A 20,000-nucleotide genomic window follows, 5' to 3' on the forward strand; every position below is an offset into this window, starting at 1 on the left:
GCGGGAGCAATAGTGCTCTCGCTTTTTTTCTCTGTGATTTTTATTTCTGTCCGTTAGTTGGAGTATTTGTTTGGTTTTGTGCCGGTCTGTGGGGACGTTGGTTATACCATCCCGGTCGACCTTGCCATTGTTTGCCACGTTGGTTTGGTTTTCCAGCCTTGAAAGGTCCGTGAGGTCTTCCAAGTTTCTTCATGCCTTCACGCTCCATTCCATACATCTTCTTAATCTGGCGTGGATTGAGGAACTTGCGGAATTCGTTGTAGTAGCGTTCACGAACGTCGAGAATCTCGCGGCTCATTGCGAACTGATCCTTTATTTCCTTTTCGATTTCAGCATCGGTTTTCCTCGATTTCTCTCCTTCGGCTTTAGGAGTGCGCTCGGGGCGTGGGTATTTCTTCATGACTTCGAATATGTCATTTTTGAAATTCTTGTAGGTTGTGATGAATCTTTCGCCAGTTTTGTCATCTAGCGACAGTGCGTCCACCATTCTCATGGCCTGCTTGTTGATTCTCTGTTCAGGTGTTTCGTTTCGGTCTCTATGGCCTTCGTTCTTGTTCTGTGCCATCATTGTCGTCATGCCTAAAGTGAGGCATAATACAATCATTGAAAAAATTTTCTTCATTTTTTTATTTTTTTGTGGGTTAATTATTAGTTGTTTTGTTTAGTCTGAGTATTGGTTCATGAAAATATCGGCTTCTGCCAAGTCCATGAGCATTTGTTCTGACTGTGCATCAGTGGCATCTGGCGTGTAGAGATTGAGTGGATCACTGACCTTAGCAGCCGGCTGTTTCTCCACTTTTTTTGCAGCAGGTTTTGTTGCTTGTGGCTTTGCAGCATATCTCTTTTCTGTTGTCCTTGTTTTAGACTGTTTCAGCGGTGTATGTTCGTTTGTTACAGCAACCGTTTGTTCAAGTGTTGTTTTTCCCTCTTGCTTTGTCTGATCTGTTGAACTGTTTTGAGTGTGAATTATGCTGTTGTCGGGTGTATCCACCTTGGCTATGCCCGTTTCCCCTACACCTTCTGGAGAAAGCGGCCGTTTAGTCATGATGAGAGCACCGGAAATGAGCGCAATGACCACTGCGGCTGCCACGCCGGTTACCTTCCAAATGGATATGATGTATGTGCGTTTCGCCGGTTTGCCATTTGTTGCTTCCCGCAAACGATTGTCCATTTGGTCGAAGAAACCTTCCGGCACTTCGTATGGCATGTTTTTACCTGCCTTCCTGAATATGTCGCTGTTAGTATTCATTCGTATTCCTTGAGATATTGTTCTATGCGCTGTTTCGCGTTGTGGTAATGCACTTTTGCCGTAGATTCACTAATGTTCATTACGTTGGCTATTTCCTTGTAATTCATTTCGTCGTAATAGCGAAGGTTGAATGCCACTCGTTGTGCCTCTGTCAGTGTGAATATTGCCTTTTGGAGCAGTTGTGTAATCTCGTCACCAGTAAGTGTCTCGTTCTGGTATCGTCGTTGCAGTTCTTCCGATGTTTCCACGTCGATGTCCTGTGCAGCATATTTCGTAACCTTTCTCAGATGGTTATGTGCTTCCCTGGTAGCAATTCTGTAAAGCCATGAAAGGATTGCAGATTTATCTCGTAGTTCGGAGTAATGTTCCCATGCAGCGACATACGTATTCTGCAAGATATCTGCTGCGTCTTCATGCACTACCACGAGACGGCGTATGTGCCAGTAGAGTTGCCTGTCGTATGCTGCAACTGCACTGGAAAACCGCGCCCTCTGCGCTTCGATATCGTCTTGTTTTTTTCTTCCGAACATCGGCTGCTTTGACTTTGTTGCCTGGAGTGCAATTCCGTGCAGCGGCTCACACCTATAAGAGGCTTGTTTTGTTGAAAAGTTTATGAAGGTAAATAAAAAAAGCGCGTCTTTTTGGTGACGCGCTTTTCAAAGGTTTTTTTTATGTTGTTTTTCTTTATTCCTTCTCGTCAGCACTTGCCACGATACGTTTGCGGTCGAGCAGACGGTAAGCAATCGGCGAAGCGAGGAAGATGGAAGAAAGGGTACCGAATATAACACCTAATATCATTGCGAATGCGAACGAACGAATACTATCACCGCCCAGGAAGAAGATACAGAGCAGAACGAGTAATGTGGTCGTTGATGTTGTGATTGTACGGGTCAACGTTGAGTTCAAAGAGTCGTTGAGCAACTGTCTTGTTGGACGTGTCGGGTAGAGTTTCAAGAATTCGCGGATACGGTCAAAGATAACCACCTTGTCATTGATGGAGTAACCGATAGCGGTCAGTACGGCACCGATGAATGTTTGGTCCACTTCGAGCGAGAAGGGTACCCAACCATAACATACGGAATACATACCGATGATGAACAGTGTATCGACCACCAATGCGCCTACTGAACCTACAGAGAAGGCAACGTTGCGGAAGCGAATGAGAATGTAGATGAAGATGGCAATCAGGGCGAGAATCACACTGATGATAGCACCTTTCACCATATCTGCAGCAACAGAAGGTCCTACCTTCTGGGCACTTATGATTGATCCGCCAGCCTTGTTGTCACGATCTTTGAACGTGTCGTAGTTAGCTTTAATCAACTTGGCATCGGTCAGCGACTGCCAAATGATTTTTTCTATTTCTTGGTCAACATTTTCGCTGTCATCATCAATCTTGTAGTTCGTGCTCAAACGAACAGCCTTGTTACTTGTTGTTACAATGCTGATAGCACTAACCTTAGCGTTAGGCATGTTCTTAGCCACAGCATCTGTAACTTGCTCAGGCGTAATGTCTTTCTGCTCGAACTCAATGACGAAGTTGCGACCACCAGTAAAGTCAATACCTGGCGAAAGTTGACGGATGCCAAGACAAGCAATGAATGCCACGATGAGAATGCCATAGATGACGAATGTCTTGTTCGACATCTCCATGAACTTCACCTTCGTGTTTGTCAAGAAGTTGCTGAACATCTTGGTTGTGAAGGTCAAGCCGAGCCACTTGTCGCGGTTCAAGAAGTGTTCGTAAACAATACGTGTGAGCCATACGGCTGTGAGGAATGAAGCTACGATACCAATACCGAGTGTCATGGCGAAGCCCTTGATAGGACCTGTACCGAAGTTGTAGAGGATAATAGCTGTGATGATAGAGGTAAGGTTGGAGTCGAAGATGGCAGAGAAAGCATTGTCATAACCACTTGCCACAGCCTGCTTAATACCCTTACCAGCACGAAGTTCCTCTTTAATGCGTTCATAGATGAGCACGTTGGCATCGACAGCCATACCGAGCGAGAGCACCATACCTGCAATACCACTCATAGTCAATGCTGCTTGGAATGCTGTGAGAATACCGAACATGAAGAAGAAGTTCAGCATCAGCGCACAGTTGGCTACCATACCAGCAGTGAAACCATAGGTGAGGCACATGTAAATCATCAAAAGGATGAATGCCACGATACAAGCAGTGAATCCAGCGCGGATGGAGGCGTCACCAAGTGATGGACCAACGGTTTCTTCCTGCACGATTTTTGCAGGAGCAGGCATCTTACCTGAGTTGATTACCGTAGCAAGGTCGCGTGTATCGTCAGTAGTGAAGTTACCGCTGATTTCAGTGTTTCCGTTAGGAATTTCGTTCTGTACGTTAGGAGCGCTATATACATATCCATCAAGAACGATAGCCACAGCACGCTTGTTATCGGCTGCTGCACGCTTGGTCAGGTTAGCCCATTCACGAGCGGCACTCGTACTCATCGACATAGATACGATAGGACGGTGGTTCTCAGGATTGAAGTCGTCCTTAGCTTGAGCGTTCACATTATTCATTGTAGCTGTGCCCTTCTCGTTGGTCTTCAGAGCATAGAGCACATACATGTTGCCTTGTTCTGGCTTCACACCCCATTTCAGGCGGAGGTTCTTTGGTAAGCGGTTAGCTGCTACATCAGAATAGATGATGCGGTTAACGGCTGCTGTATCAATGGCGCGAGCGTTAAGCACTTCGCAACGGTCAGCCATAGGCACGAGCATGTCGCGCAGGATACCTTTCTTGCTTGTAGCGGTTTCTGCTTTCTTTTCATTAGCAGCGGTAGCTGTTTTTGTGCTGTCGCCCTTTGTGCTATCTGCAGGAGCAGCATTAGCCTCGTCTTTGCTTTCAATTGTGCCACCATTTGCAATGATGTCATCTACTTCAAGCAACTGGCTACGGATTTCGCTTAGGCGGTAAGTCTCCCAGAATTCGAGGTTTGCACTACCCTGAAGCAGTTTACGAACACGCTCAGGTTCCTTGATACCAGGAAGTTCTACCATAATTTGACCCATCTGGCCGCGACCTTGAAGAACCTGTATGTTAGGTTGAGCCACACCGAAACGGTCGATACGTGTGCGAACAACTTCGTTTGAGTTGTCAACAGCAATCTTGACCTGGCTATTCAGTGCGCTACGCACCTGGTCATCGGTGGACTGATAGGTAATTTTGCTTTCTTTAAGTGTGCTTGCGAAAACACCGCCTAATTTGTTCTGACCATTTTTCTGCTGATAGGCTGTGATGAAGTTGTCAATGAAGTTCTCACCGCCTTTCGACTGCTTTGTAGCCGTTTCGAATGCTTGCTTGAAAGCAGGCGTTTCGGCACTTTCGCCAGCCAAATTTTTTACAACGTCGGGGATGGAAACTTCGAGAATTACGTTCATACCGCCTTCGAGGTCCAAACCGAGACCTAATTGCAGTTTTTCGCATTCTTTAAGCGTTCTGCCCAGATAGACATTCTCATTACGCATAGAGTCGAGATAAGCGTTCTCTGTAGCGGTAGCGATGCTGTCTAATTGTGCAACGCTCAGTTTGTCATTTGCCTTCTTTGCCTTATCCTTTGCTGTTAAACCTACTTTAGCAGCCTCATCGTAAAAGTGATCTGTTACGAAAGAAAAGCTGAAATAGTAGATGCAAATCAAGGCAAGAAGCGCTGCAAACAGTTTGATAAATCCTTTGTTTTGCATTTGGAGATTAAATTATTTTTTGTTTGAATTATTTCTCGTTTCAATACCATTTGACCACACCAAAAAGACACGCCTATGGCATGGACACAATAATTAGCCTGCAAATTTACTGTAAAGTGGCGGATAGACAAAATAAATTTCAATTATTTTACGTATTGTAGATTCAGGCTCTCGAATACCTCCTCTACATTGTCACCCCATGCAATCTTGATATCTGTCTTGATGGTGTCCTCGCCCATTTCGTCATCAAGAACATCTCTACCATAACTTCTGATTTTACGATATAAAGACTCATGTCGTTCCTTTATCGTTTCAAAATCCTGATAGGCATCTTCGTTGTTCAGAAATTCACGAGCGAGTTCCCTCATTTCATTCTCAGTCAACTCAACATCAAAGTCGAATCCAGTTCTATGTCCTGAGGCAAATTCACATCCAACATACATTGACAATTTCATAGTTCTTTCACTTGAAAGTTAAAAAATAATAGCCGTAGCACAAAGGTAATAGTTATATTTTAGATTTGGAGCAGTATCTTTTTTTATCTACTTAGTAAATGTTTTCCTTGATGAAAGTTGGAGCGGGGAAACCTTGTTTGTTGCGGAGGTCAGCGCGTGTGAAAGGTTGCCAGCCGTAGCGTACGGAACAGGGTGCTTTAACGTTTTTGTTTTTCAGCACGATTCGGTTGTCGGCTATTCGCGCTTCAGCGGGATAGTAGAGTCCATCGTCGCCTGCTATCTCGAAGCCACGTGTTATGCTCATTCCGTCGGCATGGCTGAATGTGAGTTCGAGTGCATCGCCAGCGCGGCGTGCGTCTTTCAGTTCCGGTCCTTCCGACTCGATGTTGTAGTTGTAGGTATGGTTCAAAGCGAGTGCTGCGAGACGTTCGCCCACCGGTCGCTTCATGCGCGGGTGTACGTCGAGGCTGTCGCCAACGTCGATGGTTACTGCCATCCACACGTTGTTGATGCTCTTGGCAAGGCGTCGCTGTGCATCGCGGAATTGTGGGAAGTGGTGGCGGTTAAGGCTTGAAAGTTGTACGGTGTAGAAAGGCAGATCGCGCTTGTTCCAATTGTTGCGCCAACTTTTCACAAGCATGGGGAAAAGTTTGTTGTGTACTTCAAGGCGGTCGGCATTCGATTCGCCTTGATACCATAGTACACCACGGATATTGTATTGTTCAAGAGGTCGGATGCCTGCTTCATACATATAGCAAGGTTCGTATGGATGGCGTTGCATGTTGTTCGTAGCATTCTTGTTATTCTGTTTTGCGCGGCCTCTTACCCAAGCCTGAGTGAGGTCGTTTTCAGTCCAGTTGCGAAGAATTTGTGGGAATTCGTTTTCAATGCTTGTACGATCTATCCACGATTCGGTAGTGGTGCCACCTACGGCATTGCAGATAATACCAATGGGGATGTTAAGGCTGTCAGCGAGTACGCGGCCAAAGTTGAACGCAATGGCAGAAAAATCCTTAACACTCTCTGCTGAACTATTTTCCCATGGTCCCATGCGCAGATGTTCCAACATATTATTCTTTTTCAATACACTATCGGGCCAAACCACGTTGTCGGTACGTGTGAGCGCAGGCATATTGAAGATGTGTAGGTTTTTTAGTCGGTTGGCATCGAGATAGTCTTGTTGGGCCGTATTGCTCTGACATACTTTGAACTCCATGTTCGATTGTCCGGAACAGAGCCATACTTCACCCACCCAGGCATTGCGGATGATGTATTTACAACTTTTTGCCTTAAATGTTATTTCGTATGGTCCGCCAGCGTCCATTTGCGGGAAAGTAACGTCCCAATGTCCTTGATCGTCACCTATTGTCTTGCGTTTCATGCCATTAAATTCCACTGTGACTTCTTCGCCATAGTCGGCTATGCCATGAAACTTAATTGACTCGTTCCGCTGAATTACCATGCCGTCGGTATAGAGCGCAGGAATTTGCAATCCGCTATAATCGCCGCTGATGGCACCATAAACAGTTTTGGCAAGTATCATTGCGCCATCTGGATTGGGATGGAGTGCATCGGGGAACATTTCTGGATGGCAGTGAAGCGGTGTGAAGAGGTCGATAAGACGAACCTGGGAAGTGCGGGCTATCTGCTCAATGCGGGTCTGAATTTGTGCGTGCCAGTCGCGTGTGCCGCTCTCAAAACGTCTGTGCCCATGGAAAATGGGGGTCATCTTGCAAATCCAGATTTTGGCTTTGGGGTTTGCCACACGGAAACTATCTATCAGGGCGCGATAGTTGGGTATGAACTCTTCTTTCCATTCTGGCCAGTTGCGTGGGTCGGTGTCGTTAAGACCAAGGTGAATGATGACCAAGTCAGCCTTGAAGTCCATAGCATCGCGGAATTCCTGTACTTTTATATATGGTTTGTGTCCTTTAAAGAGAAGTGTAGTACCGCTGTTGCCGAAGTTTCTTACTTCATATCCATCGCCAAGCATCTCTTGAAGGCGTGTAGGGTAACAAGTCTGCTCCCTATCGGATAAGCCGTAGCCGTAGGTTACACTGTTGCCCACGCATGCCACGCGGATTTTCTTTTGCGACATACTAGGCAGATAAAGGAGTGACGCAAGCAAAAATAGGATAAAAGTTCTTTTCATGATGTTATGTATTTTTTCAGTTTTAAAACGGAATGGTTAATTTCGTCTTGATGTTTTTATAAATTTTTTTTCGACATCCTGTAAAGGTAGAATGCCAAGTGGCTTAATCCGAATAAAATGCCAATGGTAAGCAATGTTTTGTCTTCGTTCCAGCCTACAGTTTGTTGATGCCAGAAACCGGTGACAATACAAAGCGCGGAAGTGGTCAGCCCGAGAATATAGAGTGTGGTCATACCTTTGCGACGTCCTTCAGTTATAGGCTCGAGTCGGCTGTGACGCACGCTGTAGAGACTATAGATGTCAAGACCTATAACCATCCATAAGACAAGACGTATCCAAGTGTCGGCAGGAAGGAAAAGCATCAGACAGAAACATGTGAGGATGCCAAGAATGGGAATAAATGGCACAAACGGAGTCTTGAACGAGCGTTGTGCATCAGGCATCGACTTGCGTACAATCAGTACACCGGCACAAACAAGCGTAAATGCCAGCAATGTGCCAATACTCGTCATTTCTCCCGCTAAACGTGCCGGTACAAACATAGCGAGCACGCTGATTACTATCATGAAAATGACGTTGTTCCATGCAGGTGTACGAAAACGTGGATGAATCTTCGAGAAAATGGGGGGCAATAACCCGTCATGGCTCATTGACATGAAAATTCTACTCTGAGCCATCAGTTGCATGAGCATCACTGAACAATAGCCGATAAGGATGGCCAAAAGAACGCCTTTATTCAGCCAAGGATAGGCTGGTTGCACCACACCTGAGGCATCTGCAGGCCCCATGTGGTTCACTGCCACCGCTACTGGTGCAATGCCTTCTTGCCCTGCAAAATCAGTATAGTTGGCCACACCGGTCATAACGTAACCGAAAAGGATGTAGAGTATGGTGCAAATAAGTAGCGAAGCAATAATGCCGATGGGCATATCGCGTTTAGGTTTTTTCGCTTCTTGAGCCGCAGTGCTCACAATGTCAAAACCCAAAAAGGCAAAAAACAGAACAGCAGCGCCACGGAATATACCCGACCAACCGAATTGACCTATATTTCCCGTATTTTCAGGAATATAAGGGGTATAGTTGTCAGTGTTAATGTACATAAAGCCGAGCACAATGAAAACAACGATGACACCAACCTTCAAGAAAACGATGATGTCGTTGAAAATGCTACTTTCCTTTGTGCCACGAATGAGCAGCAAACTGAGCAGGATAATGATGCCGGCTGCAGGTATGTTGCAGATGCCGCCATCGCTTGGACATGCGGCGAATTCCGGGGGTATGTGTATGCCGATATCACCGAGGAAATTAACAAAATACTGGCTCCAAGAGATGCTCACCATAGTGGCTGCAACAGTATATTCCAACACGAGGTCCCAACCGATAATCCAAGCCATCAGTTCGCCCATCGTGGCATAAGAATAAGTGTAGGAACTGCCGCTCACTGGTATCATTGAAGCAAATTCAGCATAACAAAGCCCTGCAAACGCACAGCCTATGGCTGCGATGATAAACGAGAGGGTGATGGCAGGACCTGTGTATTCTGCTGCCACAAAACCTGTGACAGAGAACAATCCCGCACCGATGATGCTACCTACACCGATAGCCGTCAATCCGCCAGGACCCAACACACGTTTGAGGGAGCCTTTGCCAGAATCTTCGGCCTCTTTAAGAAGTAAATCTATTGGTTTGCGAATAAATATCGACATTATTCATCGTTTTTTATTCCGCAAAGATAACCAATTATAACTTTTAACGTCCATTATCCTTGTTTTTATTCGTATTTTTGCAGCAATAACAATTTATATAATTATGAACGTAAAGCATTTTTCCATTGTCCTGTCGTTTGCTCTGTTTTCTTTCAGTGCTATGGCACAGGGCATCTCCGAGCAAACATTGAAGGACATACAATCAGTCAGACCAATGACGCAGGCAGACCGTGCGCTGCGAAATGCACTCAACGGGACAAGTATCAACCAACTGACAAAATCACCCAACAATCCTGCCACGAAGGACGTGTATTTTTCCAACAGCGTCAATTCGAAGGGCGTCACTGACCAAAAACAGAGCGGAAGGTGTTGGCTTTTCACAGGTCTGAACGTGATGCGAGCCAAGGCGATACAACGCTATGACCTCGGTAACTTCCAATTCTCGCAAAGTTATCTTTTCTTCTATGACCAACTGGAAAAGAGCAACCTCTTTTTGCAGAGTGTCATCGACAATGCAAAACAACCCATGACAGACCGCAAGGTGGAATGGCTTTTCAAGAATCCCCTCAGCGATGGAGGAACTTTCTGTGGTGTGCAAGACCTTGCTACTAAGTATGGTGTTGTTCCTGCAGATGTAATGGCAGAAAGTTTCAATGCGAACAACACTTCACGTATGGCGCAAATCATTACACTGAAACTCCGTGAATACGGGCTGGAACTTAGGAAAATGGTTGCAGATGGCAAGAAGGGCACAGATATTCAGGCGAGAAAGGTGGAAATGTTAGGTGATGTTTACCATGTACTTGCCATTTGTCTCGGTGAACCTGTGAAAAACTTTAAGTGGACACGACGTGATGCCAAAGGCAAGGCTATAAGCACTAAGGAGTATACACCAAAGTCATTCTACGATGAATTTGTAGGAGCCGACCTCCAGAATGGCTATGTAATGCTTATGAACGACCCTTCACGCCCCTATTACAAAATGTACACCATCGACCTTGACCGTCATGTTTATGACGGGCATGATTGGACTTACCTCAACCTGCCAATGGAAGACATTAAGCAGATGGCAATAGCATCAATCAAGGATTCCACTATGATGTATTTTTCATGCGATGTAGGCAAGCAGTATGACTCAGAAACAGGTGTACTCAGTATGGATAATTACGACTATGCCACACTCTTCGGCACCACGTTCCCAATGAACAAGGCCGACCGCATACGCACATTTGCTTCAGCATCAAGCCATGCCATGACACTCATGGCTGTAGATCTCGATGCCAACGGAAAGCCCACAAAATGGAAGGTGGAGAATAGTTGGGGTCCGAACAGCGGTGTGGCAGGGCATCTCATCATGACAGACGAATGGTTCGATGAATATATGTTCAGACTCGTAGTGGAGAAGCGTTTTGTGCCTGAAAACCTTCTTCCGCTCTTCAACCAAAAACCAGAAGTTCTGCCTGCTTGGGACCCACTTTTCTGATTTTAGGAAAATTCCTAATTGTATAAAAAAGAAGCGCTTCTAACCCTAAAAGTGCTTCTTTTTTTTTAACTTTGCGCATTGAATGATTTAAAACCTTTTAAAAACATGAAGATATTCCGTAAAGCACTATCTATTTTGATGATGTTCGTTCTGACATCAAGCTTATGTCAAGCACAAGTGGAAAACTACTGTCTCCGGCTTTCTCAAGGCGGCAGTGTAAACTGTGGACCTATGCCTGAACTGGATGGGTTGAGTTCGTTTACCGTGCAGTTGTGGTTCAATGCCGACCAGTGGACAGAGGGAGCGACACTGCTCTCTCGTGGTGATGATTTAAGCGTAACGTTAGGTAAGGCAAACATAATTAACGTGAAAATGCGCGGAACAACTTTCAGTGCGAAAAGTAATGATTTTGTAGCGGGTAAATGGATTCCTTTAATGATTTTGTCAACAGCCAATGCCACACAAGTCTTTGTGGACAATACTTCGGTACGAACATTGTCTATGTCTCGTAAACAACCTGAAACAGGTGCAAGTTTTATTATCGGAGGCGACAACTACATTGGACGCATTGATGAAATCAGACTTTGGAGTGCAGAACTCTCATCTGAATATGAATATTTCACTCATACCACATTGAATAAGTGGGTGCCGCAACTCAGCGATCTTGTAGCATATTTTAAATTCGATCAGCCATGGTGCGACAATATAGTTGACTATAAACCACTTTTCGATACTAAGGCGCAAAACAATCACCACGGAATACTTTCTTCAACAGGAGCCAGCCGTGAAAAAGTTACAGACAATTCAGAAGGTCTTCCTTATCTTCTTATGGGAGGATATACAGAAACGAAAAGGTTTTTCGATAGTGCCATTGAGGTGGATAAATATCTGCTTTCTAACGACCTGATTATTCTCGGACTGCAATCTTACAGTGATGGGCACGTTAAGCCACACACCTCAAACGATCACGCAACAGTGCGTAATGGCACTTATTTAGAAAACTATAAAACCACGAAATTCACCGGTGTTATTTCGCTCAATGGAAGTTTGAACTCTTATATACGTTGTCCCGAAACGGTTTTCTCACCTTCAAACGGATTTACAATAGAAACATGGATTTGTATTGATGAATGGCAAGAAGGCGCTTATATTTTCAAGAAAGAAAATACAAATGTTGGTAAAGGTTTTTCTGTGCGTCTCGGCTCTGAATCGTCTCGTGAACTTATCGTACGCATTGACGGACGTGAGTATTTCTTTACTAACACTCTGCGCACAGGGAGTTGGGCACATCTTGCCATAACACCCGGTTCGGGTGACAATGCGCTCATCTGTAATGTCACTGGTAGAACCATCGGGCCTAATGCTAAATCCGATGCTGATAAAAACGTGATACCTTCGGATATGAGTGGTATGTCGCTCTCAATAGGCTTAAATCTTAATGCCAAATTCGATGAGACCATGATTTGGAACTATACACACAGTTTCGACGAAATAGCCAAACATCGTAATGGTACAATCGCAATGCCGGGTCCTGATAAGAAACTCAATAATGATTTGATGTGGACTAATTTGGCTTGGTATCGGTATGATTACCCTGATGATTTGGGATTTGATTTTTATTCGCAAGATGAGTGGCGCAATATTATGGCGCGTTGTTACGATGGCTATACCGGTTACAAAATTCGCATATCTGTGAAAGATCACGATGGCTGGCAATCCACCATTGCTGATGCGAACAAACGTAAGATTTTTGCAGCCGACTTGGCAAAGGAGTCAAAGTACTATGATGGTGTGGAACTTGATATGGAGTGGATGGATGGCCTGCAAACTAACCTCGGACTGCTTGCCGATGAGATTCTCGCTGTTTTGCCCAAAGGTAAGACTTTCATGATTTCCCATCACCAATATGGTGCTTACCAATTTCCCAAAAACAAGATTAACAAACTTGATGGTTATACATTCCAGCAATATGGACCACAAGGCGGTTGGGAAAGTATAGGTGCTTTCAAAAATGGGTACAATGCCTTCATCAACTATGGATACCCAAAAGACAAAATATATCTCTCTTATGCAACGACGTTGACTAATGGATTTATAAATGGTAAATATGGACGTGCACCGATAGGATACAATTGGGGCATTATAGGTGAAGATTATGTACCTGCCACCAATGGGGAGCGTGAGAGTGGCACTTGGAGTGACAATAAAGGCACATATACATTCTATTTCAGCGGACCTGTGAACGTTTACAATCGTGCCAAGTTCGTGCGCGACAATCAGATTAAAGGCCTCTTCTATTGGGACTTGGTCAACGACCTCTCCCCAAGTCATAAATACTGTTTGGCACGTAATGCCAACTATGCACTCAACGCCAACGTCGATCCGCGTGTTGAAAGCGTTACACCTAACTATCCTACGGCTATAAACAAGGTTGTCCTTGACAAGAATGAAAAGGCTGTTTTAGACAATAATGCTGCAACATACGACCTGCAAGGGCGACGTATCAATCCTTCTGCTAATTATAGAGGGATTGTCATTCAGAATGGCAAGAAGATCATGAAATAATTCTGCTGTTCGATATAGTTTTAGAATTCGACATTCAGGGCTGATGATTTCTATGAAGCATCAGCCCTGAATATTGTCGTCATTGACTGGTAAGGATGCCTGCTGCCACTTTCTCAGCCTGTATTTTCTGGTTAACGTCACGATACTTTCTGCCGTGCGAAAACCTCCATGCGAACGAAAGGGAATAGTAATTGCCCTGGTCGGAGTTGCTGTATCGGGAGGTGCCGGTTACATAGCGGTTGAGGTTTCTTGTGTGAAATATTTCGGGGTGCGCCCGGAATGGGTTCTGACAGTGGAGACTTATGTGGAAAGGACCTTTGTGGTAGGATGCCATCAGTTGCATGCTGAACCCTTCATGCGCTTTCTTCTCGCCTTCCAGCCATCTGTATCCGCTCGAAGCATTAGCCGATAGTGTCCAATGTCCGAGGTGTGCGTCAATCATAATGTCTCCGATAAAAGCAGTGTAGTTATGATGATAGTCGAAACCTTTGTTGTCATCGTTCATCAAGGAAAGGACTCCGGTGATGGAAAGTTTGTCGCGGATGATGTCGTACTTGGCATACTGTCCTAATGCAAAAACGTTGATATGTCGTTGGTTGTATTGCGATGTAATGAAGATGTTATCGTCTGTCCGGGCAACGGATGTCATGTTGCACTTGTTGTTCAACCTGACAAATCCTTCTATCCAGGCATAGAAGCGTGGGATGGAATAAGTTAGCCGCAACGTGTTTTCTGTTCTGTGTACAGGTTTCAGGTTGGGATTACCCTTTGTCATTTCGTAGGCGTTAGCCCGCAGGGTAACATTGTTCACCTGTGCAATCTGCGACATGCGTTCATCGTATTGGAAAACATAATTGAGTTTCAGACTTTCGCTGATAGGGTAGAGCAGTGATAACCGGGGGCGTAAGGTACAATTCTGTTGCTTGTATATGCCTTGATGATAATATCTGAAGTTGCACTCCAAGCCTGCTGTATATTGCATTCTCCAAATCTTGCCTGCTATTTGGGAGAAGATGCGTTGTGAACTGTGTCGTTGGTCAGAAATGCCGAGCGCATCGCCTGTGTAGCGATTGCCGGTATAGTTCTGTGTGTAGTTTACACCTGCAGAAAACACGAAAGGCTTGAGCCGGTTTTCGTAATTGATTTCTGTTTGGAGCGACCATACGTTTCCAATCACATGATAAGCGTACGGACCGCCTTCATCCTGATAGCTGTCGGAGGTGGTGTGTATGTGGGAAATGGAGGTGTTAGCGGTAATGCTTTGGTGTCTTCGGAAATCCTTTGAATAGTAGAGGTTCAGTGTGGGTTGCCTACTGCGCTTGTTGCTCTCATAATGGGTCCCTTCTGTGCTGATGCCGCGAATGATACTGTTTTGTTTATAATGGTTAGGTCGCAAATCGCTTACATAAGAAAGGCTTGTTTGGAGCACGTATGAAGAATCTGAAAGCGTATATAATAGGCGCGACATCTGTGTGGTAGTTCTGTGTCTTATCCCCATGCTCTCTCTGTTTATGCTGTGAATACTGCCATCGTTGAAGAGGTAGTTTGTAGTTGAAGATGAATGCACACCACGCTCGTCATTATAATTGGCAGAGACGTCTGCTCCCCATTCACTCTTTCCAACATTGATTCTGCCATACACATTGTCCCAAAATTTTCTTGTTGTAAGTGCGTGCGTCAGATTTGTACCACCAGAATAACCAGAAACGGCGCGTTTTGTAACAATGTTGATAGCATATCCTACGTTCTCGCCATATTTCAGTCCGGGTGTATCGGAGTATTCTATGCGAACCACAGCCTTTATGTCAAGTGCAAGCATATCGTTCATTGTGGATGGCACGTTGTTTATCCGAATATCAACGCTACCCCTATTGTCAGCGGCAGAAATAGAACGGTTTTGGGGGATGACACGTATGCCAGGGAGATTCAGAAATTTCAGCAGCATATATGCATCCGATGAGGCATCTTTCTCCTTGTTGGTAGGATAGAACCATTGTTCTCCGTTTTTCTGCACAATGCGCTGACCCCTTACTATGGCAACGCTTTCCTTGCCATTGTCCTCTTGTGCTATAGAAGGGAAGACAATGCCAAGACTTAAAAGAAAAATGATTGAAAAGTGTTTCATTGCTTTACATCCGCTATAATTTCACAGATGCAAAGATGAGAAGGTGTATTTAATTCAAAGTAAAGAAATTACTGACATTTGTCTGACATTTTCCCTACAAGACGATATGCCCTCCCGCGAATACACTCTATCTGCAGTTGTGAGTTCTGCTCCAGAGTTGGTTTAAGCCTTCTGATTAGAGTGTATAGTGTTTCGGATGCGTCGGGTTTGTTTGGCCAAAGCGCGTTGCAGATAGTGGTTTTTTCAATCTGGTGTGAAGGATTGAGAATGAGCATCTGCATGAGTTGTTGTTGCAGAGGGGTAAAATGTATCTCTTTTCCTGTGTTGTCATAAAAATTTTTGGCGGTTTCATCGAAGAAAATACCGCCATAGTTCGTGTAATGCGTTAAGGGCGACGGAGAAAACGCTCTCATCTCTGACGCTTTTCTCCTGAATAGAAACATGCTGCTCCAAAGCATGGCAGAAAGCAACAACATCAGAGACAGCCGTTGGTCGCTCATGTTGAGTATGGAGAGCGCAGAACATTCAGCGCGATACACAACCTTTTGTTCAGGGGTGGATCTTACAACAATCTGGCTGTCCTTGCGCAATGCCTCTATGGATATGTGCGCACGAAACTGTCGGATGGTGTCTGGTGTAATGACGTCGTTTTGTTGCTCCGACAGTGTTTGTTTCAGTGCGAAGTCCAACTCTTCGTAGGCAAGTCCTTTTGCGGTGTTGAAACTGCTGATGGCGGTAACGAGGCTCGAAAGAATTAAGCACAGAACAACTATGACGGCGTGGCGGCGTTTCAGCTTACAGGCCAGAGGCTTGCGAGAGGGAGTGTCTAACCACGATTTGAGTATGATTTCAATTTTTCGTTTATACATTGTAACACATTTTAGGGGCGACTTTTCTTTATGTTTGACACGTTTCAACCCGACTTTCTATGCAAAGTTACACATTTTCCTCTAATCGCCTTACAATTATGGCCTTCAATTGCCAAAATATGAAGACTCCTGAAAGAACAAAAACTGCCCGAGAAAACTCTCAGGCAGTGTAGTAGTCTTTAGGTTTTATAGAAAGTTGTTCTTAGTCCTTGAGGGCCTTTTCAATGCCCTTACCGGCTTCTTCGATAGCCTTTCCGGCTTCCTTTCCAGCTTCTTCAATTTTTTTGCCGGCATCTTCAACAGCGTCCTTAGCCTTTTCAGCACCTTCTTCTACTTTGTTTTTAGTAGAGTCGCCTAAGGCGTCGCCAAGTTTATTCAAGGCCTCGAGGGTTTCTGCTGCATCGTTGTTGCTGCTCTTGCTTTTATTCTTGTTGCCGTCAATCATCCACTTGTCCTTCTCCCAAATAAGATTAAGTGTTTGGGTTTCTTTTTTACCTTTCTTGGTAGTGGTAGTTACTTCAACTGTTGCCGAATCGCCATTGATGGTTTCCTTTCCTATTTCATAATTTGCAATGGGGTCTGCTTCCTCGCCCATGCCGCCTTCCATAACCTTCTTAACCATGGTGACGGTCATGCTTCTGGCACTTTCCTGGGCTTTCTCATCGCCGGCATAGGCAAACGAAATGTGGGAAGCATAGGCTTCATAGTCTTTTTGAAGAAGCGCTTTGTAGGCAGCATCTACTGTTTCGCTCGGAGCGGGTTTAGTGTCGCAGGAAGCCACGATAAATGCAGTAGCTATAATCATTAATACACTGAGAATTTTTTTCATAACTGTTTGTTTTTAAAAGGGTTGATAATTAGAATTTTATAACTGTTTTAAGTTGTTTTGATTCTGCAAAGTCGTAGGGAATTCTCACGCCGTCGTGCATGAACCCCGGCAGTTGGTAGTCGTGTTTCTGAACATCGCAGACGTCTGTACCTTCGCACTTGTACACATATTCCACCAATTCGCTGCAATACATCTGTGTGGTGTCCCGGTCGTTATAGTCGTTGTCGAACAAAGTGTGCCGTTTGTAGATGGCATAAGCATGTCTTGCAGCGCGTTGGGCGATGTTGGCATCATGGTATCGTCTCACTTCTCCTGACGTAGCCCTGTCGCTTAGGAAGAATGTCTCAGGCTTGTCTAACTTCACTCTTGCCGGGTCGCCGTCGAAATCTGCTTCGCCCGGTACAGCGTGAACAATCATCAGCTGTCCGGCTGAATCGACTACGATGCCCACGTGAGAATAAGCGCCTCCGCCCATCATTACCGCATGACTCTCAATGGATGTGCCCTCTCGCAGAACGATGTCACCGCACTGTAAATCAGCACCTTGAGGCAGGATTGAATGTGGTGGTTCTTTAGAACACGACACAGCAACCAACAGAGAGATGCATACGGTTATCAGCCAACTTCTCTTTGTCATGCTCAGATTAGAGGACTATTTGTATCCAATACCCTCGCAACTCTTGCAGTGAGCTTTCCCTGTAAAATTACAGCATGAGTGGTATCCCTCTCCATTGCAGTCGGGGCATTTTCTGTTGAAGACACCGACACCCTTGCACGCCCTGCATTTTGTGGTAGGTGCCAGGTATTGCGAAGCCACCCAGCCCTCGTACCATTGGTTGTACCACCCTGTATAATACACATGGGTAAAACCATTTCTTTTTATGCCATCAGTACCGACCACCTCTCCTTTATAGAGTTGAGCCTTTAGCCCGTCGCTGCCGTATGCTCCCGTGCAGTCGAGCACCCGATAATGCTTGCCAGGCCCTGTGCGTACGTTCACATTTTGACCTGTACTCTTAAGGTAATATATTGCTTTTTGTGCATTGACAGAAAAGCACGTCAGCGTAAGTACGCACAACAACAAAAATACTCTTTTCATGACGGATGGTTTTAGTGTTAGTTTTGCAAAAATACAAAAAAAAGTAAATGGAATAGATTTTGAGTATATTTTTGAAGAAGTATGGACAGGAAATATTGTAAACAAACCACCTGTAATTATACCTCTTTCAGAAAGTTTCTTTAATTTTGCTAAAATCAACTTTATTCATACGAAAATGAAGCATTTTATAGTAATTACCTTTGCTTTGCTTACTGCTTTTGTAAGTATCTCTGCGCAACATGTTATCCCGACAGTAGAATCCTTCAGTGTCGGTGAAATCGGTGTTTATGCCTTTCCGAACCGCCCACTTAAACTATATACTCACCGTATTGCTCAGCGTGCGGAAAATGTACTGCTTACAGATGCAATTGGTGGAAAAGTGTTAAAGAAAAGTATGAAACCCACAACGGCAGATGTGGTATTGCTCTATGATGCAAATTGCGAGACAGAGGCTTATGGTATAAAAATATCCCGAAAGGGTATAAAGATAACGGCATCCACGCATAACGGCTTTGTCTATGCCTTACAAACTCTGCGACAGTTGAGAAATGCAGATGATACATACAATTTCTGCACAATAGTCGACCGCCCAAGGTTGAAATACAGGTCGTTTATGATAGATAGTGGACGCCAATACCATAAAATAAGTACTATAAAACGCCTTATAAACATTTGCTCTGCATTAAAGATGAATTATTTTCACTGGCATCTTACAGAGGGACAGGGTTGGCGCGTGGAAATAAAGCAATATCCACGTCTCACTTCAGTGGGTAGTAGTGTAGCGAATGGTGCAGAGCAGCAAGGCTTTTATTCGCAGGATGAAATACGCGACGTCGTGAAGTTTGCAGCTGACAGAGGTGTTACAGTAATACCCGAAATAGACATCCCGGGACATTTCGAAGCAGCACTGAAGGCTTATCCACAGTTGGGATGTCAGAACGATAGCGTTACAATTCCTGAAAGTGGACTTACAGACCAAGTGATGTGTGCAGGAAAAGCCAGTTCGTGGAAGTTTGTTACGGAAGTGCTTGATGAAGTCTGCAATTTGTTCCCATCCCCCTATATCCATCTTGGTGGTGACGAAGCCTCGAAGAAACGCTGGAAAATCTGTCCGGATTGTCAACAAAAAATCGTCGAAAACCACCTTGCTGACGAAAACGAACTACAGTTGTGGTTATCAGCACAAATGGCTAATTATCTGATGAAAAAAGGACGAACCGTTGTGTTTTGGGAAGATATTTTGCATACAGAAGGAGTCTCGTTACCAGATAATATATACATACAGTGGTGGAACTACCTAAGAGGCAAAGAAACAGGACTCAAAGCCGCCATGCGTGCTGGTCGTCCAGTTATTGCCAGTACGAATCTGCATTGCTACCTCAACTTTCCTGAAACACCATGGAAAGGATATGCCAAGAACCGAACTTTCTCCCTTCAGGATGCGTATCTGAATAATGCAGCCGATAAGGCAGCTGCAGATTTTCCTGACACAGTTGTCGGCATGGAAACATGTCTGTGGACAGACTACAATCTGATCGAGGAACAACTCGACGAACGCCTCTTCCCTCGTATTTATGCTATTGCAGAGCAGATGTGGTCGAGAGGTAAACGACTGGAATTTAACGATTTTCAAAAATTGATTCCTAGTGGAATATTTATTTTGAAATAACTTAAATCTTGGTAATCAAAGGGAAAAATAAATAAATACAAGTAAAAAAACAAAAAATTGATTAACTTTGCCTTCAATATCAACAATTTTTGAT

15 protein-coding genes are annotated in these 20,000 nt (G+C 44.6%); 3 read left to right on the forward strand and 12 right to left on the reverse strand.

The features are described from left to right. Positions 1-40: 40 nt before the first annotated feature. The 7 genes from C7Y71_RS07410 to C7Y71_RS07440 form a co-directional block, all read right to left on the reverse strand. Entirely contained in the window at positions 41-622 is a 582-nt protein-coding gene (locus tag C7Y71_RS07410; RefSeq protein WP_146739367.1) for a hypothetical protein, read from the reverse strand. Between the two features lie 39 nt (positions 623-661). Continuing rightward, complete coding sequence (locus C7Y71_RS07415; protein ID WP_111897937.1) at positions 662-1,249, reverse strand: hypothetical protein; 588 nt, start codon at positions 1,247-1,249, stop codon at positions 662-664. Then, positions 1,246-1,779, reverse strand: coding sequence for an RNA polymerase sigma factor (locus C7Y71_RS07420; protein WP_111897938.1), 534 nt, complete (start codon positions 1,777-1,779; stop codon positions 1,246-1,248). The genes C7Y71_RS07415 and C7Y71_RS07420 overlap by 4 nt, the downstream gene beginning before the upstream one ends. Positions 1,780-1,933: 154 nt before the next feature. Then, positions 1,934-4,954, reverse strand: a complete 3,021-nt coding sequence (gene secDF, locus C7Y71_RS07425; RefSeq protein WP_111897939.1) for a protein translocase subunit SecDF — start codon at positions 4,952-4,954, stop codon at positions 1,934-1,936. 143 nt (positions 4,955-5,097) lie between these two features. Further along, positions 5,098-5,322 (reverse strand): hypothetical protein, encoded by a 225-nt coding sequence (locus tag C7Y71_RS07430; RefSeq protein ID WP_146739368.1) that lies wholly within the window; start codon positions 5,320-5,322, stop codon positions 5,098-5,100. A gap of 178 nt (positions 5,323-5,500) precedes the next feature. Further along, positions 5,501-7,561, reverse strand: a complete 2,061-nt coding sequence (locus tag C7Y71_RS07435) for a GDSL-type esterase/lipase family protein (RefSeq protein WP_111897941.1) — start codon at positions 7,559-7,561, stop codon at positions 5,501-5,503. 56 nt (positions 7,562-7,617) lie between these two features. Next, the gene (locus tag C7Y71_RS07440) at positions 7,618-9,267 is read right to left on the reverse strand and encodes an amino acid permease (RefSeq protein ID WP_111897942.1); all 1,650 of its coding nucleotides are present in this window, start codon (positions 9,265-9,267) and stop codon (positions 7,618-7,620) included. Between the two features lie 103 nt (positions 9,268-9,370). Here C7Y71_RS07440 and C7Y71_RS07445 point away from each other — a divergent pair, with 103 nt between their 5' ends. Next, positions 9,371-10,750, forward strand: coding sequence for a C1 family peptidase (locus tag C7Y71_RS07445; RefSeq protein WP_111897943.1), 1,380 nt, complete (start codon positions 9,371-9,373; stop codon positions 10,748-10,750). Between the two features lie 105 nt (positions 10,751-10,855). Beyond that, positions 10,856-13,315 carry a LamG-like jellyroll fold domain-containing protein gene (locus tag C7Y71_RS07450; RefSeq protein WP_111897944.1) on the forward strand — a complete coding sequence of 820 codons (2,460 nt, stop codon included), beginning with the start codon at positions 10,856-10,858 and terminating at the stop codon, positions 13,313-13,315. Positions 13,316-13,394: 79 nt separating this feature from the next. Here the strand turns inward: C7Y71_RS07450 and C7Y71_RS07455 are convergent, their stop codons facing one another. The 5 genes from C7Y71_RS07455 to C7Y71_RS07475 form a co-directional block, all read right to left on the reverse strand. Next, positions 13,395-15,440, reverse strand: a complete 2,046-nt coding sequence (locus C7Y71_RS07455; protein WP_111897945.1) for a TonB-dependent receptor — start codon at positions 15,438-15,440, stop codon at positions 13,395-13,397. 68 nt (positions 15,441-15,508) lie between these two features. Next, on the reverse strand, positions 15,509-16,309 hold the full coding sequence (locus C7Y71_RS07460; RefSeq protein WP_146739369.1) for a helix-turn-helix domain-containing protein: 801 nt from the start codon (positions 16,307-16,309) through the stop codon (positions 15,509-15,511). Between the two features lie 202 nt (positions 16,310-16,511). Further along, on the reverse strand, positions 16,512-17,138 hold the full coding sequence (locus C7Y71_RS07465) for a DUF4878 domain-containing protein (protein WP_111897947.1): 627 nt from the start codon (positions 17,136-17,138) through the stop codon (positions 16,512-16,514). Between the two features lie 28 nt (positions 17,139-17,166). Beyond that, positions 17,167-17,775, reverse strand: a complete 609-nt coding sequence (locus C7Y71_RS07470; protein WP_111897948.1) for a YiiX/YebB-like N1pC/P60 family cysteine hydrolase — start codon at positions 17,773-17,775, stop codon at positions 17,167-17,169. Positions 17,776-17,790: 15 nt separating this feature from the next. Further along, positions 17,791-18,237 (reverse strand): SH3 domain-containing protein, encoded by a 447-nt coding sequence (locus C7Y71_RS07475; protein ID WP_111897949.1) that lies wholly within the window; start codon positions 18,235-18,237, stop codon positions 17,791-17,793. A 175-nt stretch (positions 18,238-18,412) separates the two neighbouring features. On the opposite strand from C7Y71_RS07475, the gene C7Y71_RS07480 reads away from it, so the two are divergent. Further along, a complete protein-coding gene (locus tag C7Y71_RS07480; RefSeq protein ID WP_193215868.1) occupies positions 18,413-19,906 on the forward strand; it encodes a beta-N-acetylhexosaminidase in 1,494 nt (497 codons plus the stop codon). Positions 19,907-20,000: the final 94 nt, after the last annotated feature.

It is taken from the genome of Pseudoprevotella muciniphila (genome assembly GCF_003265305.2).
Classification (GTDB): Bacteria; Bacteroidota; Bacteroidia; order Bacteroidales; family Bacteroidaceae; genus Alloprevotella; species Alloprevotella muciniphila.